Origin of the sequence: Pseudomonas sp. NBRC 111123 (assembly GCF_001320205.1) — a bacterium.
Taxonomy (GTDB): Bacteria; Pseudomonadota; Gammaproteobacteria; order Pseudomonadales; family Pseudomonadaceae; genus Aquipseudomonas; species Aquipseudomonas putida_J.
The window spans coordinates 115,010-136,645 of sequence record NZ_BCAZ01000002.1; the positions used below are offsets into that span (position 1 = coordinate 115,010).

Annotated in this window: 21 protein-coding genes; 2 read left to right on the plus strand and 19 right to left on the minus strand. The window is 59.7% G+C overall.

Features of this window, described 5'->3' with window-relative positions; genetic code table 11:
- Positions 1–50 precede the first annotated feature (50 nt).
- Complete coding sequence (locus APH27_RS01740) at positions 51–959, plus strand: LysR family transcriptional regulator (RefSeq protein WP_027917098.1); 909 nt, start codon at positions 51–53, stop codon at positions 957–959.
- Here APH27_RS01740 and APH27_RS01745 read toward each other — a convergent pair.
- Both APH27_RS01745 and APH27_RS01750 read right to left on the minus strand, forming a co-directional pair.
- A complete protein-coding gene (locus tag APH27_RS01745) occupies positions 945–1,715 on the minus strand; it encodes a substrate-binding domain-containing protein (protein ID WP_027917099.1) in 771 nt (256 codons plus the stop codon). The two genes, APH27_RS01740 and APH27_RS01745, sit on opposite strands and share 15 nt — an antisense overlap.
- Entirely contained in the window at positions 1,712–3,010 is a 1,299-nt protein-coding gene (locus APH27_RS01750; RefSeq protein ID WP_060483824.1) for an MFS transporter, read from the minus strand. The genes APH27_RS01745 and APH27_RS01750 overlap by 4 nt, the downstream gene beginning before the upstream one ends.
- Before the next feature lie 326 nt (positions 3,011–3,336).
- On the opposite strand from APH27_RS01750, the gene APH27_RS01755 reads away from it, so the two are divergent.
- Entirely contained in the window at positions 3,337–3,759 is a 423-nt protein-coding gene (locus tag APH27_RS01755; RefSeq protein ID WP_060483825.1) for a DoxX family protein, read from the plus strand.
- 73 nt (positions 3,760–3,832) lie between these two features.
- On the opposite strand, the gene glmS is transcribed toward APH27_RS01755, so the two are convergent.
- The 17 genes from glmS to mnmE all read right to left on the minus strand — a co-directional run bounded on the left by glmS (position 3,833) and on the right by mnmE (position 21,619).
- Positions 3,833–5,668 carry a glutamine--fructose-6-phosphate transaminase (isomerizing) gene (glmS, locus tag APH27_RS01760; protein WP_060483826.1) on the minus strand — a complete coding sequence of 612 codons (1,836 nt, stop codon included), beginning with the start codon at positions 5,666–5,668 and terminating at the stop codon, positions 3,833–3,835.
- A 2-nt stretch (positions 5,669–5,670) separates the two neighbouring features.
- Positions 5,671–6,447 carry a DeoR/GlpR family DNA-binding transcription regulator gene (locus APH27_RS01765; protein ID WP_060483827.1) on the minus strand — a complete coding sequence of 259 codons (777 nt, stop codon included), beginning with the start codon at positions 6,445–6,447 and terminating at the stop codon, positions 5,671–5,673.
- 259 nt (positions 6,448–6,706) lie between these two features.
- Positions 6,707–8,074, minus strand: a complete 1,368-nt coding sequence (gene glmU, locus APH27_RS01770; protein ID WP_027917104.1) for a bifunctional UDP-N-acetylglucosamine diphosphorylase/glucosamine-1-phosphate N-acetyltransferase GlmU — start codon at positions 8,072–8,074, stop codon at positions 6,707–6,709.
- A 121-nt stretch (positions 8,075–8,195) separates the two neighbouring features.
- The gene (locus APH27_RS01775) at positions 8,196–8,615 is read right to left on the minus strand and encodes a F0F1 ATP synthase subunit epsilon (RefSeq protein ID WP_033695933.1); all 420 of its coding nucleotides are present in this window, start codon (positions 8,613–8,615) and stop codon (positions 8,196–8,198) included.
- A 44-nt stretch (positions 8,616–8,659) separates the two neighbouring features.
- Positions 8,660–10,036, minus strand: a complete 1,377-nt coding sequence (gene atpD / locus APH27_RS01780) for a F0F1 ATP synthase subunit beta (protein WP_012274909.1) — start codon at positions 10,034–10,036, stop codon at positions 8,660–8,662.
- 27 nt (positions 10,037–10,063) lie between these two features.
- Positions 10,064–10,924, minus strand: a complete 861-nt coding sequence (gene atpG, locus APH27_RS01785) for a F0F1 ATP synthase subunit gamma (RefSeq protein WP_012274910.1) — start codon at positions 10,922–10,924, stop codon at positions 10,064–10,066.
- Positions 10,925–10,972: 48 nt separating this feature from the next.
- Positions 10,973–12,517 carry a F0F1 ATP synthase subunit alpha gene (atpA, locus tag APH27_RS01790; protein ID WP_012274911.1) on the minus strand — a complete coding sequence of 515 codons (1,545 nt, stop codon included), beginning with the start codon at positions 12,515–12,517 and terminating at the stop codon, positions 10,973–10,975.
- 21 nt (positions 12,518–12,538) lie between these two features.
- A complete protein-coding gene (locus APH27_RS01795) occupies positions 12,539–13,075 on the minus strand; it encodes a F0F1 ATP synthase subunit delta (RefSeq protein ID WP_003253191.1) in 537 nt (178 codons plus the stop codon).
- Positions 13,076–13,087: 12 nt separating this feature from the next.
- The gene (locus APH27_RS01800; RefSeq protein WP_027917106.1) at positions 13,088–13,558 is read right to left on the minus strand and encodes a F0F1 ATP synthase subunit B; all 471 of its coding nucleotides are present in this window, start codon (positions 13,556–13,558) and stop codon (positions 13,088–13,090) included.
- A 56-nt stretch (positions 13,559–13,614) separates the two neighbouring features.
- Entirely contained in the window at positions 13,615–13,872 is a 258-nt protein-coding gene (atpE, locus tag APH27_RS01805; RefSeq protein ID WP_003097235.1) for a F0F1 ATP synthase subunit C, read from the minus strand.
- A 143-nt stretch (positions 13,873–14,015) separates the two neighbouring features.
- Positions 14,016–14,885, minus strand: a complete 870-nt coding sequence (atpB, locus tag APH27_RS01810; RefSeq protein ID WP_027917107.1) for a F0F1 ATP synthase subunit A — start codon at positions 14,883–14,885, stop codon at positions 14,016–14,018.
- A gap of 16 nt (positions 14,886–14,901) precedes the next feature.
- Entirely contained in the window at positions 14,902–15,309 is a 408-nt protein-coding gene (locus APH27_RS01815; protein ID WP_008092225.1) for a F0F1 ATP synthase subunit I, read from the minus strand.
- Between the two features lie 149 nt (positions 15,310–15,458).
- Complete coding sequence (locus APH27_RS01820) at positions 15,459–16,331, minus strand: ParB/RepB/Spo0J family partition protein (RefSeq protein WP_027917108.1); 873 nt, start codon at positions 16,329–16,331, stop codon at positions 15,459–15,461.
- Between the two features lie 9 nt (positions 16,332–16,340).
- Positions 16,341–17,132, minus strand: coding sequence for a ParA family protein (locus tag APH27_RS01825; RefSeq protein WP_012316952.1), 792 nt, complete (start codon positions 17,130–17,132; stop codon positions 16,341–16,343).
- Positions 17,133–17,150: 18 nt separating this feature from the next.
- Positions 17,151–17,801, minus strand: coding sequence for a 16S rRNA (guanine(527)-N(7))-methyltransferase RsmG (rsmG, locus tag APH27_RS01830; protein WP_027917109.1), 651 nt, complete (start codon positions 17,799–17,801; stop codon positions 17,151–17,153).
- Positions 17,798–19,690 (minus strand): tRNA uridine-5-carboxymethylaminomethyl(34) synthesis enzyme MnmG, encoded by a 1,893-nt coding sequence (mnmG, locus tag APH27_RS01835; protein ID WP_027917110.1) that lies wholly within the window; start codon positions 19,688–19,690, stop codon positions 17,798–17,800. Before mnmG ends, rsmG begins: the two co-directional genes overlap by 4 nt.
- A gap of 558 nt (positions 19,691–20,248) precedes the next feature.
- Complete coding sequence (mnmE, locus tag APH27_RS01840) at positions 20,249–21,619, minus strand: tRNA uridine-5-carboxymethylaminomethyl(34) synthesis GTPase MnmE (protein WP_060483828.1); 1,371 nt, start codon at positions 21,617–21,619, stop codon at positions 20,249–20,251.
- Positions 21,620–21,636 lie beyond the last annotated feature (17 nt).

Consider the following 21,636-nt stretch of genomic DNA (forward strand, 5'->3'; position numbering starts at 1 on the left):
TTCGAAATACCATTGATGCACGCTTTCGATCAAACCAGCGGAGCCACCGGTTGAGCATCAACTTCGATCTTAATGACCTGCAAGCCTTCCGCGCCGTCGTCGAGCAAGGCAGTTTCCGCCGCGCCGCCGACACCATTCGCATCACCCAGTCGGCGCTGAGCCGGCGTATCGAAAAACTTGAGTCGGCACTGGGCGTGAAGCTGCTCGAACGCACCACGCGCAAAGTGTCGCTGACCAATGTCGGGCGTGCGTTCCTGCCCCAGGTCGAGCGGCTGCTGGACGACCTGGACCTGGCGCTGCTCAGCGTCGGCGATGGTGGCTCGCTGCGCACCGGTACCCTGACCATCGCCTGCGTGCCATCTGCCGCCTATTACTTCATGCCCCATGCAATCCGTGCCTTCCATGCGCAGTACCCGAAAGTCCGGATCAACCTGTACGACGCCTCCGCCAACGAAGTCAGTGCCGCCGTGGCCTCTGGCGAAGCGGACTTCGGCCTGAGTTTCACAGGCAACCTCGCACCAGAAATCGAATTCAGCGACTTGCTAGAGGAGCGCTACGTCATTGCCTGCCGCCAGGACCATCCGCTGGCCAAGCTGGACGAGGTAACCTGGGCACAAGCCTACGAACATGACTACATCAGCCTGGGCAAATCGTCAGGCAACCGTCTGGTATTGGATAGGGCGTTGGCCGGGATGCCGGTCAGCAAGGAGAGTGTTTGCGAAGCCAGGCATGTAACCACCCTGCTTGGCCTGATAGAAGCGGGCCTCGGCATTGCGGCGGTGCCCTCGATCGCGCTGCCGATGACACCGCATCCGATCCTCGCCAGCGTTGCACTGGTGGAACCTGAGGTCAGCCGCAAGATGGGCCTGCTCAAGCGCCGCGGCCGCACGCTGACGCCTGCGGCGCTTGAGATGGTCAGGTTGATTCGGGAACTGCCCGGTGTATTACCGGGCGACTGAATCCAGCCCGGTGGCACGCACGGCAGGCTGCACGTCGGGCGAAGCGAGGTACTTCAGCAACTGCTTCGCCTCGGCCGGGTGCTCGGCGGTTTTCGGGATGCCGGCGGCAAAACGGGTCACCGACTGCAGGCTCTCCGGAATCTTGCCAACGTATGTGACACCCGGCACTGGCAGCAGCTCGGCCACCTGCTGGAAGCCAAGCTGATAGGTGCCCTTGGCAACCTGCGAGGCCACCGGAATGCGCTCTACCATGGTGCTCTTGCCGACGAGCTGGTCCTGGATACCCAGCTTCTTGTACAGCTCCTTCTCGATGTATACACCGCTGGCGCTGTCCGAGTAGGCCACCGACCGGGCCGCCAGCAAAGTCTGCTTCAATTCGTCAGCAGTGCCGATTGCGGGCTTGGCCTGCCCTTCCTTGACCACCAGCCCGATACGCGAGTCTGCCAGTTCGACCCGCGATTCCGGGTCGACCTTGCCCTGACGAATCAGCTCGTCCAGCGCATAGCCGACCATGATCACCACATCGGCATGCTCGCCCCGAGCCAGGCGGTTGGGTATCGCCTCAGGTGCCTTGCCCATGGAGGGGCCCAGCACGGTGACCAGCGTATCGCCGCTCTGAGCCGCAAACTGCGGCCCCAACTGTTTATAAGCGGCAGTGAAACCGCCCGAAGTCATAACCGTCAGTTCGGCAGCCTGGGCAAGGCTGCAACCAGCGAGCAAGGTAGCGGCCAATAATACTTTCAACGAAGCCTTCATGCGGCCACCACTGCGCGGTGGGCCACGCGACGGTAGAACATCCAGGTGGCCACGAATGCACAGAGCGCGGCGAACATCATCCAGTAGGCCGGAGCGGCCTTGTCGTTGGTGACGTGGATCATCCAGGTCGAGATGGCCGGGGTGAAACCCCCGAACAAGGCGGTCGCCAGGCTATAGGCCAGGGAGAAACCTGCCACACGGACTTCCACCGGCATGATTTCAGTCAGCGCCGGGATCATCGCACCGTTGTACATGCCGTACAGGAACGAGAACCACAGCAGCACTTCCAGCATGTGGCCAAAGGTAGGCGATTGAGCCAGATAGGTCAGCGCCGGGTAAGCGGTGATCAAGGTCAGCAGCGACATGGCCAGCAGCAGCGGCTTGCGCCCGAGGCGGTCGCTGAGAGCGCCGCCGATAGGCAGCCAGATGAAGTTCGACACCGCGGTCAACAAGGTCACCAGCAGCGCATCGCCGGTGCTCAGTTGCAGTACGGTCTTGCCGAAGGTCGGTGCATACACCGTGATCATGTAGAAGGCGGTGGTGGTCATGGCCACCATCAGCATGCCGAACAGCACCACTGCGGAGTTCGCGGCAAGGGTGGCCAACACCTGTTTCATGGTCGGACGATGCTCGCGAGCGGCGAACTCCTCGGTCTCCTGCAGGCTGCGCCGCAGCAGGAAGATCACCGGGATGATCATGCAGCCCACAGCAAATGGCACACGCCAGCCCCATTGGGCGATTTCGGCGGCAGTCAACCATTCATTCAGAGCAAAGCCCAGCGCTGCGGCGACGACGATCGCCACCTGCTGGCTGGCGGACTGCCAGCTGGCATAGAAGCCCTTGTGTCCGGGCGTTGCCATTTCCGCCAGATATACCGACACGCCACCCAACTCGGCACCGGCCGAGAACCCTTGCAGCAAGCGCCCGATCAGCACCAGCGCCGGGGCCAATAGCCCGATGCTGGCGTAGCCGGGCACCAGCACGATCAGCAAGGTACCGCTGGCCATGATCGCCAGGGTGACGATCAGCCCTTTGCGCCGGCCCACGTCATCAATGTAGGCACCCAGGATCACCGCACCCAGCGGGCGCATGAGGAAGCCTGCACCGAACACGGCGAAGGTCATCATCAACGAGGCGAATTCATTGGAGGCAGGGAAGAAGGCCCCCGCGATGTGCGTGGCATAGAAGCCGAACAGGAAGAAGTCGAACTGTTCGAGGAAGTTTCCGGACGTTACCCGGAAGACCATTCCGGCCTTGGACTTGCCCTCGGGCGCCGAGCTTGATGGCAGACTCATGGTGGATCTCCAGCGTTTCTTAATAATTGTAAGTGCTTATTTCCAGCATGATCGTCGAAAGCGTCGCTTGGGATAATCGTTCATTTTTCATTAATTGATGCGCTGATGAGATCAATGAGGCCCGTGCTCCGTTTTCCCGAGCAGTGGATGCGCCCTAGTAAGCGCAAAAAGGGCTGATCCAATTGTCCCAATTTACGGAACAATTATTCACTTATCACCCTAATTGTCTTGACTGATGTTGCGCTTCAGAATGGCCCCATACCGCAGACAACGCCACCGGGCACAGCGCGGTGAGCCACTCGAACTCAAGTATCAGGAGCTAAAAGATGAACACTTTCAAAGGTACAACTGCAGTCGTCGGTCGTGTGTTGCTGGCCGTGCTCTTCCTGCTCAGCGGCTTCAGCAAGCTGACTTCGCCTGAGGGCACCATTGCCTATATCGAATCGAGCGGCCTGCCCTTCCCGGTACTGAGCTACCTGGCCGCACTGGGTGTTGAACTCGGCCTTGCAGCACTGCTGATCATCGGCTTTCAAACCCGCATCGTCGCGGTGGTCATGGCGCTGTTCACCGTGATGGCAGCCTTCGCCTTCCACAACAACCTGGCGGACCAGGGGCAGTTCATCAACTTCTTCAAGAACATCTCGATTGCGGGTGGCCTGTTGCAGATTGCAGCGTTCGGCGGGGGGGCACTGAGCGTGGATGCGCTGCTGGCCAACATCAAAGTGCGGACCGTGCTGAAAGCAGCTTGAAGCCATGCTGATCGCACAAATGAAAAAGCCCCGGCATTGAGCCGGGGCTTTCCCTGTTTCAACAGAAAAACGCTTACTCCACAGTCACCGACTTCGCCAGGTTACGCGGCTGGTCAACGTCAGTCCCCTTGAGCACTGCCACGTAATACGACAGCAGCTGCAGCGGAATGGTGTAAAGGATCGGCGCCAGTTCGTCGACGATGTGCGGCACCTTGATCACGTGGGTGCCTTCGCCGTTGCTCATGCCGGCATTCTCATCGGCGAACACCACCAGCTCACCGCCGCGGGCGCGCACTTCCTGCAGGTTGGACTTGAGCTTCTCCAGCAGTTCGTTGTTCGGCGCCACGGTGACCACGGGCATGTCGTTATCCACAAGCGCCAACGGGCCGTGCTTGAGCTCACCAGCCGGGTAGGCTTCGGCGTGGATGTAGGAGATTTCCTTGAGCTTCAGCGCTCCTTCCATGGCCACTGGGTACTGTGCACCACGGCCAAGGAACAGGGTGTGGTGCTTGTCGGCGAACAGCTCGGCAGTTTTCTCCACGGTGCTGTCCATGGCCAGAGCCTCGCCCAGGCGCGCAGGCAGGCGGCGCAGCTCTTCCACCAACCCGGCTTCGACGCCAGCTTCGAGGGTGCCGCGCACTTGGCCCAGAGCCAGGGTCAACAGCATCAGCGAGACCAGCTGAGTGGTGAAGGCTTTGGTCGATGCCACACCGATTTCCGGGCCGGCCAGGGTCAGCAGGGTCAGGTCGGACTCGCGTACCAGCGAGCTGATGCCGACGTTGCAGATGGCCAGGCTACCGAGGAAGCCCAGTTCCTTGGCGTTGCGCAGGGCAGCCAGGGTGTCGGCGGTTTCGCCGGACTGGGAGATCGAGACGAACAGGGTGTCTGGTTGCACCACTACCTTGCGATAACGGAACTCGCTGGCCACTTCAACCTGGCAAGGAATGCCGGCCAGGCTTTCCAGCCAGTAACGGGCAACCATGCCGGCGTGGTAGCTGGTGCCGCAGGCGACGATCTGCACGTTACGTACTTTGGCGAACAGCTCGGCTGCCTGCGGGCCGAAAGCCTGGACCATCACGTGGTCCTTGCCCAAGCGGCCTTCCAGCGTGCGCTGGACCACGGTCGGCTGCTCATGGATCTCCTTGAGCATGAAGTGGCGATAGGTACCCTTGTCAGCGGCCTCGGCACCTTCGTGGTACTGCACGGTTTCACGCTGCACCGGCTGGCCGGCCTGATCCCAGATCTTCACCTGGTCGCGGCGAATCTCGGCGATATCACCCTCCTCCAGATACATGAACCGGTCGGTGACCTGGCGCAGCGCCAGTTGGTCCGAGGCGAGGAAGTTTTCCCCATGGCCCAGGCCGATCACCAGCGGGCTGCCGCTGCGCGCAGCTACCAGGCGGTCAGGCTGCTGCACGCTGATCAACGCCAGGCCGTAGGCACCGTGCAGGCGCTTGACTGCGGACTTCAACGCATCAGCGAGGTCCGGGACAGTTTTCAGCGTGTGATGGATCAGGTGCACGATGACTTCAGTGTCAGTCTGCGAGGTAAACACGTACCCCAGACCTTTCAGCTCTTCACGCAGTTCGTCGTGGTTTTCAATGATGCCATTGTGCACCACTCCCACTTCGTTGCTGGAAAAATGCGGGTGGGCGTTACCTTCGGTCGGCGCACCGTGGGTAGCCCAACGAGTGTGGGCGATGCCCAGCTGGCCGTTAAGCGGCTCGGCGGCCACCGCAGCTTCCAGCTCGGCAACCTTGCCGATGCGGCGGCGGCGCTGCAGTTCGCCCTGCTGGGTGTAGACGGCCAGGCCGGCACTGTCGTACCCGCGATACTCAAGACGCTTGAGGCCTTCGATGAGAATGGCAGTGATGTTGCGCTCGGCTACGGCACCAACGATTCCACACATGGTTATTGCTCCTGGCTGATCGCGGCGCAGATCAGGTTAATGCCGCGGGCTTGAATCTGTTCGCGTGCCGCTACGGGCAAGCGTTCATCTGTAATAAGGGTGTGCACGCTGCCCCAAGGCAGCTCCAGATTGGGGATCTTGCGCCCGACCTTGTCGGACTCGACCATCACGATCACTTCTCGGGCTACGTCGGCCATCACTCGGCTCAGGCCAAGCAGCTCATTGAACGTAGTGGTGCCGCGCTGCAGGTCGATGCCATCGGCACCGATGAACAGCTGGTCGAAATCATAAGAGCGCAGTACCTGCTCAGCGACCTGGCCCTGGAACGATTCCGAATGAGGGTCCCAGGTGCCACCAGTCATCAGCAGCACCGGTTCGTGCTCGACTTCACTGATGGCGCGGGCCACATTCAACGAATTGGTCATCACTACCAGACCGGGCTGGCGGCCCAGTTCCGGAATCATGGCGGCGGTAGTGCTGCCGCTGTCGATGATGATCCGCGCGTGCTCGCGAATACGCCCAACCGCTGCCCGGGCGATAGCCTTCTTGTAGGCAGAGACCGGTTGCGCGGGCTCACTGAGCATTTCCTGCGGAACGGGTACCGCCCCCCCGTAACGGCGCAACAGCAGGCCGTTGGCCTCCAGTGCAGCAAGATCCTTGCGAATGGTCACTTCCGAAGTTTCGAAACGCTTGGCCAGGGCGTCGACGCTCACCTCGCCTTGCTCACTGAGCAGAGCCAGGATGTTGTGGCGGCGCTGGGGGGTGTTTCGTTTCGACATGGTTAGCTAAGTTTCGATTCGAAAGATAATGGTTGCAATCAAAACCTAAGATGGCGGTTTCGTCAAGGTGTGGATAAATGCTGCTGACAAAAAACATCGCTATGGGAGCGGGCTTGCCCGCACACACGGGCGCAGCCCGTGCCATCCACCGCGTTGCCTGCTTCGCGGGCGCGCCCGCTCCCACAAGGGTTATTGCAGACATAAAAAAAGCCGACTTATACACATAAGTCGGCTTTCGATTGATTCAGCTGTGTATAACTCAGCTTTTCTTGATCTTCTCTGGCCGCTTCCAGCCAGAAATATTGCGCTGGCGCGCACGCGCCACGGCCAGCTCACCTGCTCCGACGGTCTGATTGATGGTCGAACCGGCCGCCGTAGTGGCGCCGGCCTCGATTTCCACAGGCGCTACCAGCGAATTGTTGGAGCCGATGAATACGTCCTCACCCATCACGGTCTTGAACTTATTGGCGCCATCGTAGTTGCAGGTGATGGTACCGGCGCCGATGTTGGTACGTGCACCGATCTCGGCGTCGCCCAGGTAGGTCAGGTGGCCGGCCTTGGCGCCTTCACCCAGGTGGGCGTTTTTCAGTTCGACGAAGTTACCCACATGGGCCTTGGCCTCAAGCACGCTGCCTGGGCGCAAGCGGGCGAACGGGCCAGCATCGCTGCCCTCCCCCATTACTGCGCCGTCGAGGTGGGTGTTGGCCTTGATGATTGCGCCCTTGCGCAGGGTGCTGTCCTTGATCACGCAGTTCGGGCCGATCTGCACGTCGTCCTCGATGACCACCTTGCCTTCGAGAATCACGTTGATATCGATCAGCACATCGCGACCAACGGTCACTTCGCCACGTACATCGAAGCGCGCCGGGTCGCGCAGGGTGACGCCCTGGGCCATCAGCCTGCGGCCTGCGCGAAGCTGGTAGTGGCGTTCGAGTTCCGACAGCTGGCGACGGTCATTGGCACCCTGCACTTCCATCGCGTCGTGCGGTTGTTCAGTGGCGACCACAAGCCCATCGGCCACGGCCATGGCGATGACATCAGTGAGGTAGTACTCACCCTGGGCATTGTTGTTCGACAGGCGGCCCATCCAGTCGGCCAGGCGCGTGGCTGGCAGGGCCAGGATGCCGGTGTTGCCTTCGTTGATTGCCTTCTGCGCTTCGCTGGCATCCTTGTGCTCGACGATAGCCGTCACCTGGCCTTCGCCATTGCGCACGATGCGGCCATAGCCGGTCGGGTCCTGCAGGGTCACGGTGAGCAGGCCCAGTTGCTTGTCGCTGACCTTGGCCAGCAGGCGCTGCAGGGTTTCCACTTCGATCAGCGGCACATCGCCATAAAGCACCAATACCGTGTCGGCAGTGATCGCCGGCAATGCTTGCGCAACGGCATGGCCCGTGCCCAGCTGCTTGTCCTGCATGACGAAATTAAGGTCGTCGGCTGCCAAGCGCTCACGTACCTGGTCGGCACCGTGGCCGATGACCACGTGAATGCCTTGTGGCTGAAGCTGCCGCGCGCTGTGGATAACGTGGCCGAGCATGGAATTACCGGCTACCGGGTGCAGCACCTTGGGCAGCGCCGAACGCATGCGGGTACCTTGACCAGCGGCGAGAATAACGATATCGAGGGACATTGACTGGCTACCAATCCTGGGCGGTCAGAGACGAGACCTGAGAAGAATTCGGAAAAAGAAAAAGGGTAGCCGAGGCTACCCTTTAACTCAATCGCAACGGAAGTATGCGGCCTGAACCGGATTACTTGCCTTTGCGCATTTGCTGGACGGTACGCAGCTGAGCTGCAGCCTCGGCCAGACGTGCGGCAGCAGCACCGTAGTCGAAGTCCGAGCTTTTCGCGTTCAGGGCGTTCTCAGCAGCCTTGAGGGCTTCCTGAGCCTGAGCTTCGTCCAGGTCGGCAGCGCGCTGCACGGTGTCGGCAAGAACCTTGACCATGTTCGGCTGCACTTCGAGGAAGCCACCGGAGATGTAGAACACCTCACGATCGCCACCTTGCTTGGTCAGCGTGATCGGACCAGGCTTGAGATTGGTGATCAGCGGGGCGTGGCCTGGAGCGATACCAAGATCGCCCAGGTTGCCGTGCGCTACTACCATCTCGACCAGGCCGGAGAAGATTTCTCCTTCCGCGCTGACGATATCGCAATGGACTGTCATAGCCATCTGCTTGCCTCAACCTGATTAGCGCCCCTTGCGGGGCGCCGGGATTACAGTTTCTTGGCTTTCTCGATCGCTTCGTCGATGCTGCCGACCATGTAGAACGCTTGTTCTGGCAGGTGGTCGTAGTCACCTTTGAGGATGCCGCTGAAGCCAGCGATGGTGTCTTTCAGGGAAACGTACTTGCCTGGCGAACCGGTGAAGACTTCGGCCACGAAGAACGGCTGCGACAGGAAGCGCTGGATCTTACGAGCGCGGGCTACCAGTTGCTTGTCGTCTTCGGACAGTTCGTCCATACCCAGGATCGCGATGATGTCCTTCAGCTCTTTGTAGCGCTGCAGAACATACTGAACGCCACGAGCGGTGTCGTAGTGCTCGTTGCCGATCACGTTCGGGTCCAGCTGGCGCGAAGTCGAGTCCAGTGGGTCAACCGCTGGGTAGATACCCAGGGAGGCGATGTCACGGGACAGAACGACGGTGGCGTCCAAGTGGGCGAAGGTGGTCGCTGGCGACGGGTCGGTCAAGTCGTCCGCAGGTACGTATACGGCCTGAACGGAGGTGATCGAACCTTCCTTGGTGGAGGTGATACGCTCTTGCAGAACGCCCATCTCTTCAGCCAGGGTCGGCTGGTAACCTACTGCCGAAGGCATACGGCCCAGCAGTGCGGATACTTCGGTACCGGCCAGGGTGTAACGATAGATGTTGTCGACGAACAGCAGAACGTCGTTACCTTCGTCACGGAACTTCTCAGCCATGGTCAGGCCGGTCAGCGCTACGCGCAGACGGTTTCCTGGTGGCTCGTTCATCTGACCGTAGACCAGCGCTACCTTGTCGAGAACGTTGGAGTCCTTCATCTCGTGGTAGAAGTCGTTACCCTCACGAGTACGCTCACCCACACCAGCGAACACGGAATAACCGCTGTGTTCCATGGCGATGTTACGGATCAGTTCCATCATGTTAACGGTCTTGCCGACACCGGCACCACCGAACAGACCAACCTTACCACCCTTGGCGAACGGGCAAACCAGGTCGATAACCTTGATGCCGGTTTCCAGCAGGTCGTTGCCGCCTGCCTGGTCAGCGAACGAAGGCGCTGGCTGGTGGATACCGCGACGCTCTTCTTCACCGATCGGGCCGGCTTCGTCGATTGGGTTGCCCAGAACGTCCATGATACGGCCCAGAGTGGCCTTACCAACTGGAACGGAAATGGCAGCACCGGTGTCGACGACATCCAGACCGCGCTTCAGACCTTCGGTGGAGCCCATCGCAATGGTACGAACCACGCCGTCGCCCAGCTGCTGCTGAACTTCGAGGGTGGTTTCCGCGCCTTGTACTTTCAGCGCGTTGTATACACTCGGCACGACGTCACGTGGGAATTCCACGTCGATGACGGCGCCGATGATTTGAACGATACGTCCGCTACTCATAGCTGGATCCTCTGAATTTTTGAACCGTTAAACCGCGGCAGCGCCGCCGACGATTTCCGAGATCTCCTGGGTGATCGCAGCCTGACGCGCCTTGTTGTAGATCAGCTGAAGCTCTTTGATCAAATCACCGGCGTTGTCTGTGGCGTTCTTCATGGCGATCATCCGGGCTGCTTGTTCAGCAGCGTTGTTCTCGACCACCGCCTGGTATACCTGCGACTCCACGTAACGCACCATCAAGCCGTCCAGCAGCTCTTTTGCGTCGGGTTCGTACAGGTAATCCCAGTGATGCTTGAGATCCTGATCCGGGGTTGCCACCAACGGTACCAATTGCTCGACCGTCGGTTTTTGGGTCATGGTGTTGATGAACTTGTTCGAAACCACCGAAAGGCGATCGATACGGCCGTCCAGGTAGGCGTCCAGCATCACTTTGACGGAGCCGATCAGATCGTTGATCGATGGCTCTTCGCCCAGGTGGCTGATCGCGGCTACGACGTTGCCGCCAAAGATGCGGAAGAAAGTCGCACCCTTGCTGCCGATCACGCACAGGTCGATTTCCACGCCCTGTTCGCGGTTTTCGTTCATGTCCTTGACCAGGGCCTTGAACAGGTTGGTGTTCAAGCCACCGCACAGACCACGGTCACTGCTCACCACGATATAACCGGCGCGCTTTACAGGGCGCTCGATCATGAACGGGTGGCGGTATTCCGGGTTGGCGTTGGCCAGATGACCGATCACCTGGCGGATACGCTCCGCGTAAGGACGGCTAGCAGCCATGCGCAGTTGTGCCCTGCGCATCTTGCTGACCGCCACTTTCTCCATGGCGCTGGTAATTTTTTGCGTGCTTTTGATGCTCGCAATCTTACTGCGAATCTCTTTTGCGCCTGCCATGTATCACCTATCAGGTTAGCAAGCGGGGGCCTGAGCCCCCGCTGCGGCTTACCAGGTCTGGGTGGCCTTGAACTTCTCGATACCGGCTTTCAGGCCTGCGTCGATTTCGTCGTTGAAGTCACCCTTCACGTTGATCTTCGCCATCAGTTCAGCGTGATCACGGTTGAAGAAGGCGATCAGTGCTTGCTCGAAGCTGCCGATCTTGGAGACTTCTACGTCAGTCAGGAAACCACGCTCAGCGGCGTACAGCGACAGGGCCATGTCCGCGATGGACATTGGCGCGTACTGCTTCTGCTTCATCAGCTCGGTAACGCGCTGACCATGCTCCAGCTGCTTGCGGGTCGCTTCGTCCAGATCGGAAGCGAACTGGGCGAATGCAGCCAGTTCACGGTACTGAGCCAGCGCGGTACGAATACCACCGGACAGCTTCTTGATGATCTTGGTCTGAGCGGCACCACCTACGCGGGATACCGAAACACCGGCGTTCACTGCAGGGCGGATGCCCGAGTTGAACATGGCCGATTCCAGGAAGATCTGACCGTCGGTGATGGAAATCACGTTGGTCGGAACGAACGCGGAAACGTCGCCAGCCTGGGTTTCGATGATCGGCAGGGCGGTCAGGGAACCGGTCTTACCAGTGACTGCGCCGTTGGTGAACTTCTCTACGTACTCTTCCGAAACGCGCGATGCGCGCTCCAGCAGACGGGAGTGGAGATAGAACACGTCACCTGGGTACGCTTCACGTCCTGGTGGACGACGCAGCAGCAGGGAGATCTGACGGTAGGCAACGGCCTGCTTGGACAGGTCATCGTAAACGATCAGGGCGTCTTCACCGCGGTCACGGAAGAACTCGCCCATGGTGCAGCCGGCGTAAGGAGCCAGGAACTGCAGTGCGGCGGATTCCGAAGCACTGGCAACAACCACGATGGTGTTGGCCAGGGCGCCGTTTTCTTCCAGCTTGCGAACGATGTTGGCAACGGTGGAACGCTTCTGGCCGACAGCAACATAAACGCAGAAAATACCGGAGTCTTTCTGGTTGATGATGGCGTCGATGGCCATGGCGGTCTTGCCGATCTGACGGTCACCGATGATCAGCTCACGCTGGCCACGGCCGACAGGGATCATGGCGTCGACGGACTTGTAGCCAGTCTGTACAGGCTGGTCTACCGACTTACGCCAGATCACGCCTGGAGCTACTTTCTCGACCGCGTCGGTCTGAGTGTTGCCCAGAGGACCTTTGCCGTCGATCGGGTTGCCCAGTGCGTCAACGACGCGACCCAGCAGTTCCTTACCAACCGGAACTTCCAGGATGCGGCCGGTGCACTTGGCGCTCATGCCTTCGGCGAGGGTGTCATAGGCACCCAGGATCACTGCACCTACGGAGTCTTGCTCCAGGTTCAGTGCCATGCCGTAGACGCCGCCAGGGAACTCGATCATTTCGCCGTACATGACGTCGGCCAGACCGTGGATCCGCACGATACCGTCGGATACCGAAACAACGGTACCTTCGTTACGGGCTTGGGAGCTCACATCGAGGTTGTCGATGCGGCCCTTGATGATTTCACTAATTTCGGAAGGATTGAGTTGCTGCATTGCTCTGCTGCCCCTTCAAACTCAAGATTTCAATGCTTCGGCCAGTTTCGCGATTTTGCCGCGAACAGAGCCATCGATTACCAGGTCACCTGCGCGGATGACGACGCCGCCAATCAGGCTGGCATCCTCCGACGCGTGCAGGCGCACTTCCTGGCCTAACCGTGCACTGAGAACCTTGGCGAGTTTGTCTTGCTGTTCTTGGTTCAACGCAAAAGCACTGGTGACTTCCACGTCCACGGATTTCTCTTGCTCGGCCTTGTACAGGTCGAACAGGGCGGCAATCTCCGGCAGAAGCAGGAGACGGTCGTTTTCCGCGGCAACATGAATGAAATTCTGTGCCTGTGCATTGAACTTGTCACCGCACACGTCAATGAACGTGGCGGCCTTTTCTGCGCTCGTCAGTCGCGGGGCCTTGAGCAGGCGCTGCATGGTGTCGTCTTGCGACACCGCAGCAGCCAGGCCGAGCATGGCTGACCAATTGGCCAGTTGCTGATGGGCCTGGGCATGCTCAAAGGCAGCCTTAGCGTAAGGTCGGGCCAACGTGGTCAGTTCTGCCATGATCGCCCTCGCTTAAATTTCAGCGGCCAGTTTGTTAACCAGCTCCGCATGCGCGTTTTGATCGATTGTGGCGCCAAGGATCTTTTCAGCACCGCCAACGGCCAGAGCACCCACTTGGGCACGCAGGGCGTCTTTAGCGCTGTTCAGTTCCTGTTCGATCTCGGCCAGAGCCTGAGCCTTCACACGGTCAGCTTCGACGCGGGCCTGATCACGGGCTTCCTCGACAAGCTGAGCAGCGCGTTTCTTGCTTTGCTCAATGATTTCGGCTGCCTGTGCTTTAGCTTCACGCAGTTGCTGACCCACTTTCTCTTGGGCCAGCTCCAGGTCGCGAGCTGCGCGGTTGGCAGCGTCCAAGCCGTCGGCAATCTTCTTTTGACGCTCTTGCAGAGCAGTGATGACCGGAGGCCATACGTACTTCATGCAGAAGAGTACAAAAATCAGGAAGGCAACGGATTGGCCAATCAGGGTTGCATTAATGTTCACGCCAACACCTCGCTCGGTCTTAATTCATCACAGCCATCAACTCGTGGAACGAGTGATTAGCCGGCGATCTGACCAACGAACGGATTCGCGAAGGTGAAGAACAGAGCGATACCAACACCGATCATGGTTACGGCGTCGAGCAGACCGGCAACGATGAACATTTTGACCTGCAGCATCGGAACCATCTCAGGCTGACGAGCAGCGCCTTCCAGGAACTTGCCGCCCAGCAGGCCGAAACCAATGGCGGTACCCAGAGCACCCAGGCCGATCAGCAGAGCAACAGCGATAGCGGTCAGACCAACTACAGTTTCCATCTTTCCTCCCGACTTTTACGTCGTATTGGTTAGGTTTTTAAGTTGAAGCGGTAAAACAAATCGTTTGGTACAGCTGCCCTTGCGGACTTTTAAAGCCCTCCCCCCAAACGAGCGGGGAAGGCTACAAGACACGCCAGGCGGTCTTAATGGTTATCTTCATGAGCCATCGACAGGTAGACGATGGTCAGCATCATGAAGATGAAAGCTTGCAGCGTGATGATCAGGATGTGGAACACAGCCCACGCCCACTGCAGCACGATACCCAGGCCACTCAGCCAGAGGATGCCGGCGCCGAACATCACGGCGATCAGGATGAACACCAGCTCGCCGGCGTACATGTTGCCGAACAGACGCAGTGCCAGCGAGATCGGCTTGGCGATCAGGGTGACGAACTCCAGCAGGAAGTTCACCGGGATCAGCAGGATCTGCACGAAGATGTTCTTGCTGCCGAACGGGTGCAGGGTGAGCTCACCGATGAAGCCGCCCAGGCCCTTGACCTTGATGCTGTAGAAGATGATCAGGGCGAATACGCTGAAGGCCATGGCCAGGGTCGCGTTCGGGTCGGTGGTCGACACGGCGCGGAACGGAATGTGCGGGTCACCGGAGATCAGGATGGCCAGCTGAGGAATCCAGTCGACCGGTACCAGGTCGATGGCGTTCATCAGGAACACCCAGACGAAGATGGTCAGCGCCAGCGGAGCGATCACCGGGCTACGGCCGTGGAAGGAGTCCTTCACGCTGCCGTTGACGAAGTCCACCAGCACTTCTACGAAGTTCTGCAGGCCGCTTGGTTGGCCGGAAGTCGCCTTCTTGGCCGCCATGCGGAAGATGAACAGGAAGATCAGACCCAGCGCGACGGACCAACCCAGGGTGTCCAGGTGGAACGCCCAGAAGCCCATTGCCTTGGCTTCTGCAGCCGAATGGGCAAAGCCCCAGCTGCCGTCTGGTAGTTGACCGTAGGTCAGGTTCTGCAAGTGGTGCTGGATATAGCCCGAAGCGGTTTCTGCTGCCATGGTTGCCTCAAACGCCCTAAGGTCTCGAAAGTCTTTTATTCATCAGCAGGGGCGCGAACCAGCTGACCAAAAGGGTCAACACGAAGACGCCGAATACTGCTAACGGCGCCAGTGGCTTCACTCCTGCGAAGGTCAGTGCAAAAAGCACTGCCGTCAAAATCATCTTGCCTGCCTCGCCAGCGTAAAACGACTTGACGATAGCTTGTGCCGCCCGAGCTCCGCTGAAGCGAAAAGCCTTCCAGGCGAAATACACATTGGGCAGCCAGGCAATCAAACCTCCGCAAAGGCCTGAATATCCACTGACCGCCCCTTTCCACTGCCACAACACCAAGGTTGCCAGCAGTAGTACGACGAATTGAGCCAGCAGTACCGGAAAAACCGCCCAGCGATGGAAAGGCAGGCGGTTTGGCGTGCGGATTTCCATCACAACTGCTCCTCGGAAGTCGACCAACAAGTCAGTTATGACTTGGCATAATTTGTGCCGACAAAATGCGCGCAGAGTATAGGGGTGGATTAACCCCTATTCAACTATTCGGTAGTGATTTCCGACTGCGCGCTACAACGGGAATTGTTTCAGCGGATGTGAGCAAGCACGCCTTGCAACTCGTCAAGCGAGTTATAGCGAATAACCAATTGGCCTTTGCCCTTGTTGCCGTGGCGTATCTGCACGGCAGAGCCCAGGCGCTCTGCGAGCCGCTGTTCAAGGCGCGCGATGTCCGGATCAGGTTTGCTCGGTTCGACCGGCTCAGGCTTGCCATTGAGCCACTGACGGACCAGTGCCTCGGTTTGGCGCACAGTGAGGCCACGTGCGACAACATGACGCGCCCCCTCTTCCTGACGATCTTCTTCGAGACCGAGCAAGGCACGGGCGTGGCCCATCTCCAGGTCACCGTGGGCGAGCATGGTCTTGATCGCCTCGGGCAGCGAGATCAGGCGCAGAAGGTTGGCCACGGTCACCCGCGACTTGCCCACGGCATCGGCCACTTGTTGCTGGGTCAGCTCGAACTCCTGCTGCAGGCGCTGCAGGGCCAGGGCTTCTTCCAGCGGGTTGAGGTCCTCGCGCTGGATGTTCTCGATCAGCGCCATGGCGATGGCGGCTTCGTCCGGCACTTCGCGCACCATCGCCGGGATGGTGTCGAGACCGGCCTGCTGAGTGGCGCGCCAACGGCGCTCACCGGCGATGATCTCATAGCGGCTACCGTCGATCGGGCGAACCACGATGGGCTGCATCACCCCATGGCTGCGAATCGAGTGCGCGAGCTCTTCCAGTGCCTCGGGGTCCATGTCGCGGCGCGGCTGGTACTTGCCGCGCTGGATCAGTTCAACGGGCAGGTGTTGCAGTTCTTTCTGGTCGATCTTCACAGCCTGCTCTTCGAGCGCGCTGACGGAAGGACCACTGAGCAGTGCATCCAACCCACGTCCGAGACCCCGTTTCTTAACGGCCATGCGGATTCCTTAAGTTGTTTGTGCAGTGCGTGATTGACGGCGTTGACGGCGTACCAGTTCCCCGGCCAGGGCCAGATAGGCCAGTGCACCACGCGATTGCTTGTCGTAGGCCAGCGCCGGCATGCCGAAGCTCGGTGCCTCGGCCAGGCGGATGTTGCGCGGGATGACGGTGTCGTACAGCTGCTCGCCAAAGTGTTCCTTGAGCTGCGCCGAAACATCGTTGTTCAGGCTCAGGCGCGGGTCGTACATGGTCCGCAGCAGGCCTTCGATCTTCAGCTCCGGGTTCAACCGGGCAGCGATGCGCTTGATGTTATCCACAAGGTCGCTGAGACCTTCCAGCGCGTAGTACTCGCACTGCATCGGGATGATCACGCCATCGGAAGCGACCAGCGCATTGAGCGTCAGCATCGACAGCGACGGTGGGCAGTCGATGAGGATGAAATCATAATTTTCACGGATCGGCGCCAGCGCGTTGCGCAGGCGGCTTTCCTTGACCTGCATTTCCAGCAGCACCACTTCCGCGGCGGTCAGGTCGCGGTTGGCCGGCAGCAACTGGAAGCCGCCGTGCTCGGAGTAGTGCATGGCCTGGGCAAGGTCGCATTCCCCGATCAGCAGGTCATAGACCGAATGCTCGAGTTCGTGTTTGTCCACACCACTGCCCATGGTCGCGTTGCCCTGCGGATCGAGGTCGATCAGCAGCACACGACGCTTGGTCGCGGCCAGCGATGCTGCGAGGTTGATACAGGTGGTGGTCTTGCCGACCCCGCCTTTCTGGTTCGCGATTGCGAATACCTTAGCCATTGTTGCGTGTGTTCCCAATCAAGCCTTGCGGCGCAGTATCAGCAGATGGCGCTGGCCCTGGCAACCTGGAACGGTCAGGGCCTGCTCGCTTTCCACTGTGAAGTCTGCGGGCAATGCTACCAGTTCATCGGCAGGATGCAGCCCCTTCATTGCAAGCCATTGCGTCCCGGTGTCGCCCAGATGGCGGGTCCAGTTGGTGAAGTTCTCCATGCTGCTGAAGGCGCGGGAGATGATTCCGCTGAACGGTAGTGATGGCTGGAAAGCTTCGACCCTGCTGTGGATAACCGTAAGGTTGTCCAGCTTCAGTTCCATTTTCACCTGAGTCAGGAAGCGGGTCTTCTTGCCATTGGCGTCCAGCACCGTCACCTGCTTGTGCGGATGCAGGATAGCCAAAGGGATGCCGGGCATGCCACCGCCACTGCCAACATCCAGCCAGTTGTCACGCTCGTTGTGGATAAACGACATGACACTGAGGCTGTCGAGCAGGTGGCGGGAAACCATCTCGTCCGGGTCGCGCACGGCAGTGAGGTTGTAGGCTTTGTTCCATTTGATCAACAGGGCCAGGTAGCCCAGCAGCTTTTCGTGCTGCTCGGCGCTCAGCTCGACCCCGAGCTGGCGCGCACCTGTGGACAACTCTTCGGCGTGTTGCGGGGTGACCAGGGAACTCAAGCGCTTTGCTCCAATTCGCGGCCAGCGCCGCGTTTTTTCAGATGAATCAGCAACAGGGAAATCGCCGCCGGCGTGACGCCAGGAATACGCGAAGCCTGGCCAAGCGTCTCTGGACGAGTCTGGCCGAGCTTGCCCTGGATTTCCTTCGACAGCCCGGAAATCGTGGTGTAGTCGATATCCACAGGCAGGCGGGTATCTTCACTGGCGCGCAGGCGAGCGATCTCGTCCTGCTGACGGTCGATATAACCGGCGTACTTGGTCTTGATCTCGACCTGCTCTGCAACCTGTGGATCGATCTCTTCACCGCCGGTCGCTTCGATCAGCCCTGCATAGTCGATCTCTGGCCGGGCCAGCAGGTTGAGCAGACTGTATTCGTGGGCCAGCGGAGTGCCGAACTTATCCACAATCGCCTGGCCTTGTTCGGTGTTCGGACGTACCCAGGTCGACTTCAGGCGCTGTTCTTCACGCTCGATGCCGTCACGCTTGGCGCAGAAAGCAGCCCAGCGTTCGTCGTCGATCAAGCCGAGCTCGCGACCTTTCTCGGTCAGGCGCAAGTCAGCGTTGTCTTCACGCAGTATCAGCCGGTACTCGGCACGCGAAGTGAACATGCGGTACGGCTCCTGGGTACCCAGGGTAATCAGGTCGTCGACCAATACGCCGATGTACGCCTCGTCGCGGCGCGGGCACCAGCTTTCACGGCCTTGGGCACGTAGTGCGGCGTTGGTCCCGGCCAGCAGGCCTTGGGCGCCAGCTTCTTCGTAACCGGTGGTGCCGTTGATCTGGCCAGCGAAGAACAGGCCGCCGATGACTTTGGTCTCGAGGCTGTACTTGAGGTCACGCGGGTCGAAATAGTCGTACTCGATGGCGTAACCCGGGCGAACGATGTGGGCGTTTTCCATACCGCGGATCGAGCGCACCAGCTCCAGCTGCACATCGAACGGCAACGAAGTGGAAATGCCGTTGGGGTACAGCTCATGGGTGGTCAGGCCTTCCGGCTCGATGAACACCTGGTGGCTTTCCTTGTCGGCAAAGCGATGGATCTTGTCTTCGATCGATGGGCAATAGCGCGGGCCGACACCTTCGATCACGCCGGAGTACATCGGCGAACGGTCGAGGTTCGAGGCAATGATCTCGTGGGTGCGGGCATTGGTATGGGTGATCCAGCAGCTGACCTGACGCGGATGCATTTGTGCATTGCCCATGAACGACATCACCGGGATCGGCGTGTCGCCTGGCTGTTCGGTCATGACCGAGAAATCCACTGAGCGCCCGTCGATACGCGGAGGGGTACCGGTTTTCAGGCGGCCGACTCGCAGCGGCAGTTCACGCATGCGGTGAGCCAGGGCAATCGATGGCGGATCACCGGCGCGACCACCGGAATGGTTCTGCAGGCCGATGTGGATAAGGCCGCCGAGGAAGGTGCCGGTGGTCAGCACCACGGATTCGGCGAAGAAGCGCAGCCCCATCTGGGTCACTACGCCTTTGACCTGGTCCTGTTCGACGATCAGGTCATCGCAGGACTGCTGGAATATCCACAGGTTCGGCTGGTTTTCCAGGATCTCGCGTACCACGGCCTTGTAAATGGCGCGGTCGGCCTGCGCACGGGTGGCGCGTACCGCTGGCCCCTTGCGGTTGTTCAGGATGCGGAACTGGATGCCGCTCTTGTCGGTGGCCAGCGCCATTGCGCCGCCGAGCGCATCGATCTCTTTGACCAGATGGCTTTTGCCGATGCCACCAATCGCCGGGTTACAGCTCATGTGACCGAGGGTTTCCACGTTATGGGTCAACAGCAGGGTTTTCACACCCATGCGTGCTGACGCAAGCGCAGCCTCGGTACCGGCATGGCCGCCGCCGATGACGATCACTTCAAAACGGGAAGGGAAATCCACCACGCACCTCGTGCCTGTTTTTGCGAATAGAGAAGGTAAGCGGACAAGTATAGGGACTTCACCCCCTCTAAAGGAACCGTCTGAGCAAATTTTGACCAGTCTGTGGATGAGTGGCAGACAACAGAAATCAAAGAGAAGAAATTTATAAAAGCTTTGTTTTTATGTTTATTCTTATACACAGGCTTATCTGTGGATAAGGTTCTACAAGCCTCTAAATGCGTGGTGTACAGAGAAATTGAACCCTGTGGCTTACCCACCATGAGGGTTCTGGATAACGTCTTTTAGCCTGTGGATTAAATGCCACTTTACCCACAGGCGGATTTGTCCCCCTAAAAAAAGCCTGCTTATCAAGAGGGCTGAAGGCGGGTTTTCCACAGGGCTCCTGAACAGGAAATAGTGTCTGTGGATGATTTTATGCAGACCTGTAATGGCCCCTTCACGGCTATAGCCGCTCCTACAGAGGCCGGTGTGGGTTTCGAAAGATCCGACGAGTGGATAAATTGCAGGCAAAAAAAAGCCGCTCCCGAAGGAGCGGCCTTGGATTTTTCTGGCTGTGGGCTACTTGCCGATGCAAAAACTGGAGAAGATCCGCCCCAACAGGTCATCGGAACTGAACGCTCCGGTGATCTCACCCAGCGCCTGCTGCGCCTGACGCAGGTCCTCCGCCAGCAATTCACCCGCGCCAGCCAGGGTCAGCTGTGCGCGGCCATGCTCCAGGTGCGAACTGGCCTGGCGCAAGGCATCCAGATGGCGCCGGCGGGCGCTGAAACCGCTCTCGGCGGTCTGTTCATAACCCATGCAGGCCTTGAGGTGATCACGCAGCAGCTGCAGCCCCTGGTCGTCGCCCTTGGCACTCAGGGTGATGGTTACGTGGCCGTCGTCGCACAGCTCCAGCCCTACCCGCTCACCGCTGAGGTCGGCCTTGTTACGGATCAGCGTGACCTTGGCCGGGTCTGGCCGCTGATCGAGAAACTCGGGCCACAAGGCGAACGGGTCACTGGCCTCAGGTGCGGTGGAGTCGACCACCAACAGCACCCGATCGGCTTCTCCAATAGCCTTCAGCGCACGTTCCACACCGATTTTTTCCACATGGTCATCGGTATCCCGAAGGCCAGCGGTGTCGACCACGTGCAACGGCATGCCGTCGATGTGGATATGTTCCCGAAGAATGTCGCGGGTGGTGCCGGCAATGTCAGTGACGATTGCGGCCTCGCGCCCCGCCAGTTGGTTCAACAAGCTCGACTTGCCGGCGTTCGGGCGACCAGCGATGACTACCGTCATACCGTCGCGCAGCAAGGCACCCTGCCCGGCCTCGCGCTGCACAGTGGATAACTCGGCACGTACTGCATCGAGCATCGACAACACATGGCCATCGGCAAGGAAGTCGATTTCTTCTTCAGGGAAGTCGATCGCCGCCTCGACGTAGATGCGCAGGGCAATCAGCGCCTCTGTCAGGCTGTGCACGCGCTTGGAGAATTCACCCTGCAACGAGCGCAAGGCGTTGCGCGCGGCCTGGCTGGAGCTCGCTTCAATCAGGTCCGCGATGGCTTCGGCCTGGGCCAGGTCGAGCTTGTCGTTGAGGAACGCACGCTCGCTGAATTCACCAGGCCGCGCCAGACGGCAGCCGACTTGTACACAGCGCTGCAGCAGCATATCCAGCACCACCGGGCCGCCATGGCCCTGCAGCTCGAGTACATCCTCGCCCGTGAAAGAGTTGGGCCCTGGGAAGAAGAGCGCAATGCCTTCATCCAGCACCAGGCCATCTTCGTCGCGGAATGGCCCGTAGTGGGCATGCCGTGGCGTCAGCGTTCGGCCGGTGATCAACTGGCCGGCCTTGCTTGCCAATGGCCCTGACAGCCTGACGATACCGACGCCTCCGCGGCCTTGGGCGGTAGCGATGGCGGCGATGGTTTCACGCACAGTGTTCATGCTCGAAAGCCTCTACG

Coding starts and splice junctions, on each gene's coding strand:
- APH27_RS01815 (WP_008092225.1), bottom strand. CDS start 15,309: ATGGAAATCCGCACGCCAAACCGCCTGCCTTTCCATCGCTGGGCGGTT.
- atpB (WP_027917107.1), bottom strand. CDS start 14,885: ATGGCAGCAGAAACCGCTTCGGGCTATATCCAGCACCACTTGCAGAAC.
- glmS (WP_060483826.1), bottom strand. CDS start 5,668: ATGTGTGGAATCGTTGGTGCCGTAGCCGAGCGCAACATCACTGCCATT.
- atpE (WP_003097235.1), bottom strand. CDS start 13,872: ATGGAAACTGTAGTTGGTCTGACCGCTATCGCTGTTGCTCTGCTGATC.
- APH27_RS01775 (WP_033695933.1), bottom strand. CDS start 8,615: ATGGCTATGACAGTCCATTGCGATATCGTCAGCGCGGAAGGAGAAATC.
- glmU (WP_027917104.1), bottom strand. CDS start 8,074: ATGTCCCTCGATATCGTTATTCTCGCCGCTGGTCAAGGTACCCGCATG.
- mnmE (WP_060483828.1), bottom strand. CDS start 21,619: ATGAACACTGTGCGTGAAACCATCGCCGCCATCGCTACCGCCCAAGGC.
- APH27_RS01825 (WP_012316952.1), bottom strand. CDS start 17,132: ATGGCTAAGGTATTCGCAATCGCGAACCAGAAAGGCGGGGTCGGCAAG.
- APH27_RS01745 (WP_027917099.1), bottom strand. CDS start 1,715: ATGAAGGCTTCGTTGAAAGTATTATTGGCCGCTACCTTGCTCGCTGGT.
- APH27_RS01765 (WP_060483827.1), bottom strand. CDS start 6,447: ATGTCGAAACGAAACACCCCCCAGCGCCGCCACAACATCCTGGCTCTG.
- atpA (WP_012274911.1), bottom strand. CDS start 12,517: ATGCAGCAACTCAATCCTTCCGAAATTAGTGAAATCATCAAGGGCCGC.
- APH27_RS01820 (WP_027917108.1), bottom strand. CDS start 16,331: ATGGCCGTTAAGAAACGGGGTCTCGGACGTGGGTTGGATGCACTGCTC.
- APH27_RS01795 (WP_003253191.1), bottom strand. CDS start 13,075: ATGGCAGAACTGACCACGTTGGCCCGACCTTACGCTAAGGCTGCCTTT.
- atpD (WP_012274909.1), bottom strand. CDS start 10,036: ATGAGTAGCGGACGTATCGTTCAAATCATCGGCGCCGTCATCGACGTG.
- APH27_RS01755 (WP_060483825.1), top strand. CDS start 3,337: ATGAACACTTTCAAAGGTACAACTGCAGTCGTCGGTCGTGTGTTGCTG.
- APH27_RS01750 (WP_060483824.1), bottom strand. CDS start 3,010: ATGAGTCTGCCATCAAGCTCGGCGCCCGAGGGCAAGTCCAAGGCCGGA.
- atpG (WP_012274910.1), bottom strand. CDS start 10,924: ATGGCAGGCGCAAAAGAGATTCGCAGTAAGATTGCGAGCATCAAAAGC.